Source organism: Methylacidimicrobium cyclopophantes (assembly GCF_902143385.2).
Classification (GTDB): Bacteria; Verrucomicrobiota; Verrucomicrobiia; order Methylacidiphilales; family Methylacidiphilaceae; genus Methylacidimicrobium; species Methylacidimicrobium cyclopophantes.
Map to the genome: position 1 here is coordinate 1 of NZ_CABFUZ020000166.1, position 4,765 is coordinate 4,765.

The following is a 4,765-nucleotide window of genomic DNA, read 5'->3' on the forward strand; positions in this document are numbered from 1 at the left end:
GCTCGATCTCGAGGCCGAGCCGCAGGTGGAAGGTCCCGGAGGCTCCCACGGGGCCAAGGACTTTTTTTCTCCCGTCGTTCGGCTCTTTTCTCCATGAGCACGGGGCGATTTCCGCGCCCCTAGCCGCCGTTCCCTGGCGGCACGATCACCGCGGCGGCTTCGCCCACCGGATCGCAAGGTAGTCGCAATGGGAGAGGAGGCCGATCAATCCAATCGAATTGACCTCGGCATGGGTCTCCGCCTTGGTCCAGAGGATCGCGTCCGCTCCGTGCTTTCTCGCTTCCTCGACTGCGCGGGTGCGCGGAGAGCCGCCGATCCCCCCGTTGGCCCGGATCCTGCCGAGGATAACGTAGGGCCGCTTCGGAGCAGTCGCATAGCGCGGCATGTTCCATACCAGGGAGTAGCGCCCCGTTCCCAGGGGACCATACCGGTAGGGAGGGCCTTCGGGATACCATTCGGTCAGGATCGCATAGGAGGGGATCGCTGCCGCCATCAGCAACGCCGCCGAGAGAAAGACGCCTTTCATGCGGGTGTCCGCTTCCAATCGTTCCGGGCCGGGAAGTCGCACATGCGATCTTCTCCGAAACGCGCCGGATGATACGCAACGGATCTCGCGAAGGCAAGGCGCGGAGCGGTCGAGACGACTATCGCAAGCAATCAGAGGCTTGCGTCGCGGGCCGCGTGGTTGATGCCCTCGCTGATCATCGGATGGGGGAAGGCCATGAAGCGGAGCGTATCGACCGTCGTGCCGCTGCGGACCGCTAGGGCGAGCGGAGCGATCAGCTGCGCCGCGTCGATTCCTGCAATTTGGGCGCCGATCAGGCGACGCGTGCGCCTTTCAAAGACGAGCTTGAGAAAGCCCGATTCCTCGAAGATTTCGGCCCGCGTATCGACCCGGTAGTCATAGGTCGAGGCAACGGCTTCGAGCCCCTCCTGCGCCGCTTCGGCCTCGCTCCTGCCCACCCAGGCCACTTCGGGCTCGGTAAAGACGGTAAAAGGAACCGACTGGAAATCCATCGTCTTCTCGCCGCGGCCGCCGCTCAAGATGTCTTCCGCGGCCACGAGGCTCTGGTAAACCGCCGAATGGAAGAGCATGCTCCGGCCGTTGACATCTCCGGGAGCATAGATGTGAGAAAGTTTGGTGCGCAATCGGTCATCCACCGCGATCCTCCCGCCGTCGAGCAGGCCAAGTCCCTCCAAGCCTTCGGGGAAGACCGGCTTCCGGCCAGTGGCCATGAGGACGCAGTCGGCCGCGATGGTTTTTCGTTCTCCGCCGCTCTCGTAGTGGACGAGAAGCTCTCCGTCGGGAGCTCGTTCGATTGCGCTCACAGCGGCGTGAACGACCAATCGGATGCGGTGCGAGAGGCTTTGATGGAGGAAGCGGGCGAGAGCGGGATCGACCCCGGGGAGGATTTCTCCGGTCGCCTCGAGGACGGTCGCCTCGGCTCCGAGATTTTGGAGCATCGACGCCGTTTCGAGCCCGATGTAGCCGCCTCCGATCGCCACGAGGCGACGCGGGAAGGGGAGATCGGCCCCGAGCCGGAAAAAGTGATGGGAGGTGACGGCCAGCTCCGCACCCGGAATGGAGAGGAGATGCGGCTGGGAACCGGTCGCCACGAGGATCTGCTTGGCGTGATAGCGCAAGAGCTCGCCGCGGGCGGTGGTCACATCGACCGTGTGATCGTCTACGATCCGGCCGACACCCTGGTGGAAGCGGACGGTGGAAGCCGCGATTTGGGCTCGATGGAGCTCATAGCGGCGTTCTTGGACGCGATCCTTGTGGGCGAGCACCGCTCGCCAGTCGGCTTCGGGCTTCGAGCCGCGGAAGCCGAAGAGGGGGTATTTGTCGGGCCACCAGCTCCGGGTGACGCCGGCTTCCCGCACGGTCTTGGACGGTACGCATCCCTCGGCCAGACAATCCCCGCCGAGATTGCCGATGGGATCCGCCATCGCCACCGAGCATCCGGCCCGGGCGAGGCGAAAGGCGGCCGGATATCCGCCCCCCCCGGCACCGAGGATCATCACATCGATATTCGATTCCGTAGCCATGCCCTTCCTCCTTGGCGGCGCTCCTCCGCTTGGACGAGTATTCCGGGAAAAGCCGAAAAGAACAACCAAGAACCGCGCGGGGCGGCGCTATGCCCTCGATCGAGCGGGGAGGGCCTAGAGGACCGTCGGCGCCGTGCCCCGAACGTCGCGCGTTGAAAGGATCTTGTAAGCAACGCCCGACAGGGGGAAGGGCGCTTGCCCTTTTGCTTCCTTCCACCCTTTTAGGCGCAAGTCCGCTTCCGCGCTCAACGGACCGTAGATGCGCCACCGGCAGTTGGGATCGATCCCCGCAAAGTGGGAGTGCTTTTCGGCGAGCTTCTCCAGAGCATCGAGTGGAGAAGAGGCATCGCCATGCCAGGAAAGGACGTTGCTCCCATCGAGAAAGATCGCGTATTGCATAGGAAAGCTTCCAAAAAGAATAAGGAGTCTTCGACCTGGGGGGACAAGGGAAATTCAGCTTTTTCGCAAGGGTCTTGGGCGGAGGAGATGGGGATGCGGGAGAACCGACGGTCGGCAAGCCGAATCGCGGCGCCTCCCTTGGCCGATTCGCGGGATTGGCCCGACGCGAGCCGAGCGGAGGCATCGGCGCGGGCCGCCCGCTTGGAAAGCTTGAAAGCTATAGAAGAGAGCCGATCATGCCGAAGGCCATCGCCGTGAGTCATCTCCCCTTCGAGGATTTGGGGAGTTTGGAAGCTCTCCTTAGAGAGGAGGGCTTGCTCGTGGAAACGATCGAGGCCCCGATCGGGAGGCTCTGGGAGGTCGATCCGTGCAAAGCGGAGCTTTGGATCGTGCTCGGCGGGCCGATCGGTGTCTACGAAAGGGCGAGCTACCCCTTCTTGGAAGTCGAAATCGAGCTCTTGCGCAGACGGCTCGACGCCCGCTTGCCCACGATCGGCATCTGTCTGGGAGCCCAGCTGATGGCGGCGGCCCTCGGAGCCCGCGTCTATCCAGGGGGGCGTGGGAAGGAGCTGGGCTGGGGGCGGATCGAGCCCGGCGTGGATGCTCCTTCCGCACCCTGGTTGGCTCCGCTGCTTTCCCCCGAGGTGAGCGTCCTGCACTGGCATGGCGATACCTTCGATCTGCCGAGCGGAGCCAAGCATCTGGCCGCGACCGCTCTCTATCCGAACCAGGCGTTTGCGCTGGGCGCTCACGCCTTGGCTCTCCAGTTTCATGCGGAGGTGAGCGCGGAGGGCCTCGAGCGCTGGTACGTCGGCCATGCCTCTGAGTTGGCCGCAAGCAGAGTCGACGTCCCCGCGCTTCGGGCGGAAGGCCAGCGGCGGGCACCGCTTCTCGAGAGGGCGGCCCGAGAGTTCTGGCAGGGGTGGTTGCGGTACGCGGGGCTGGCGGCTTTCCGGTAGGAACAAAGGGGGCCGACCGGGTGGTGCGCAGAGGGCGACTCGCGGAGCGAGGGTCGGCTCGCGTAGAATCGCCCGGAAGGGGTTGCAGTCTGGATGGGCCGGACGAAACCGGAGGGCTCTTCGGCTCTGCTTGGGCGGTGGGGAGACGCGGTCGCAATGAAACCGGTCGAAATCGTCGGTGGAGGGCTCGCGGGCCTCGCTTTGGGCATTGCGCTGCGGAAGCGGGGGATTCCTGTCGGAATCTTGGAAGCGGCCCGCTATCCTCGGCATAAGGTCTGTGGAGAGTTTCTCTCCGGGGGCGATCCGGGACTCTTCGAGGCGCTCGGGATTCTCGACCTTTTGGAACGCTTTCCGATCCAGCGCTCCCTTCTCTTTGCGAGTCGGGGGAAGGTCTTCTTCCGCTCCACCCTTCCCCGGCCGGCCTACGGAGCTTCTCGCTTTCTGCTCGACGCGCGGTTGGCGGAACGCTTCCAGCAGCTGGGGGGAGAGTTGCACCTCGGGGAGCGGGTGGCAGCGCCTTCGGAGAAGGGGCGTGTCGTGGCGACCGGGCGGCCAAGGGGGGAAGCGCGATGGCTCGGCATCCGGATCGAGCTGGCGGCGGCAAGCCCCCGCGCCGACTTGGAGATGCATTTCGGCAAAAGAGGCTACGCCGGCCTCGCTTCGACCGGGAGGGGGCGAGCGAACCTCTGCGCTCTTTTGGAGGGGAGCGCCTTCCCCCGGCAGGGCGCTCTCTCGCGGATCGAATTCTTCTCCGCCTGCTTGGAAGAGCGGGGGCTGGGGAGCTTGGCGGAGCTCTTGGGCCGCGGAGAGCCGCTTCCCGAAAGCTTTGTCGCGGTGGCGGGGTTTCGGCTGGGGAGGAATCCCTGCGAAGCCGAAGAAATCCGGATCGGGGATGCCTACGCGGCCATTCCCCCTTTCACGGGAAACGGAATGGCGATGGCGTTGGAGAGCGCTCTGCTCGCGGCGGATCCCCTAGCCGACTATGCTCGGGGCCGCCTTTCTTGGCGGGAAGCGCGGGGAAGTGTCGAGCTTCTCCTGTGGCAGAGACTCCGCCGGCGGATGCGCTGGGCGCTCGCCCTGCACCGCTGGATCCTTCGGGATGGCGTTGGGGGGAGCCTCTGGTGGCTCTTGGGCCGCCGGCTGATCCCGTTCGACTTTCTCTGCGGCCGCCTCCAGGGATCGCCATCGGAAGGGGAGTTCGGGTAGCTCTCGGGGATTCCCCGATTTCTCCTCGTGCGCAAGGCCCGAAAGGAGGTAGGCTAGCAATGGATGCGGTACCGGTGAGGCTCGATCACGCAGGCGAAGGGTGGCGATGAAGGCGTGGACGCCAGGGTCCCCTCCGGCCGGCCGGGGGGCGG

Annotated in this window: 5 protein-coding genes; 2 read left to right on the forward strand and 3 right to left on the reverse strand. The window is 65.3% G+C overall.

The window, feature by feature from the left end:
- Positions 1–145: 145 nt before the first annotated feature.
- From FN369_RS07705 to FN369_RS07715, 3 genes are all read right to left on the reverse strand, one after another.
- Positions 146–568: a hypothetical protein gene (locus tag FN369_RS07705; RefSeq protein WP_142525595.1), complete on the reverse strand. Its 423-nt coding sequence runs from the start codon at positions 566–568 to the stop codon at positions 146–148.
- A gap of 89 nt (positions 569–657) precedes the next feature.
- Positions 658–2,049: a dihydrolipoyl dehydrogenase gene (locus tag FN369_RS07710; protein WP_142525596.1), complete on the reverse strand. Its 1,392-nt coding sequence runs from the start codon at positions 2,047–2,049 to the stop codon at positions 658–660.
- 114 nt (positions 2,050–2,163) lie between these two features.
- A complete protein-coding gene (locus tag FN369_RS07715) occupies positions 2,164–2,448 on the reverse strand; it encodes a hypothetical protein (protein WP_142525597.1) in 285 nt (94 codons plus the stop codon).
- 236 nt (positions 2,449–2,684) lie between these two features.
- On the opposite strand from FN369_RS07715, the gene FN369_RS07720 reads away from it, so the two are divergent.
- Together FN369_RS07720 and FN369_RS07725 are read left to right on the forward strand one after the other, a co-directional pair.
- Positions 2,685–3,407, forward strand: coding sequence for a glutamine amidotransferase (locus FN369_RS07720; RefSeq protein WP_142525598.1), 723 nt, complete (start codon positions 2,685–2,687; stop codon positions 3,405–3,407).
- Between the two features lie 156 nt (positions 3,408–3,563).
- Positions 3,564–4,613, forward strand: a complete 1,050-nt coding sequence (locus FN369_RS07725) for an NAD(P)/FAD-dependent oxidoreductase (protein ID WP_142525599.1) — start codon at positions 3,564–3,566, stop codon at positions 4,611–4,613.
- Positions 4,614–4,765: the final 152 nt, after the last annotated feature.

Bases quoted from the DNA above. Each gene is read 5' to 3' on its own strand.
- FN369_RS07720 (WP_142525598.1), top strand. From the start codon at position 2,685: ATGCCGAAGGCCATCGCCGTGAGTCATCTCCCCTTCGAGGATTTGGGG.
- FN369_RS07715 (WP_142525597.1), bottom strand. From the start codon at position 2,448: ATGCAATACGCGATCTTTCTCGATGGGAGCAACGTCCTTTCCTGGCAT.
- FN369_RS07725 (WP_142525599.1), top strand. From the start codon at position 3,564: ATGAAACCGGTCGAAATCGTCGGTGGAGGGCTCGCGGGCCTCGCTTTG.
- FN369_RS07710 (WP_142525596.1), bottom strand. From the start codon at position 2,049: ATGGCTACGGAATCGAATATCGATGTGATGATCCTCGGTGCCGGGGGG.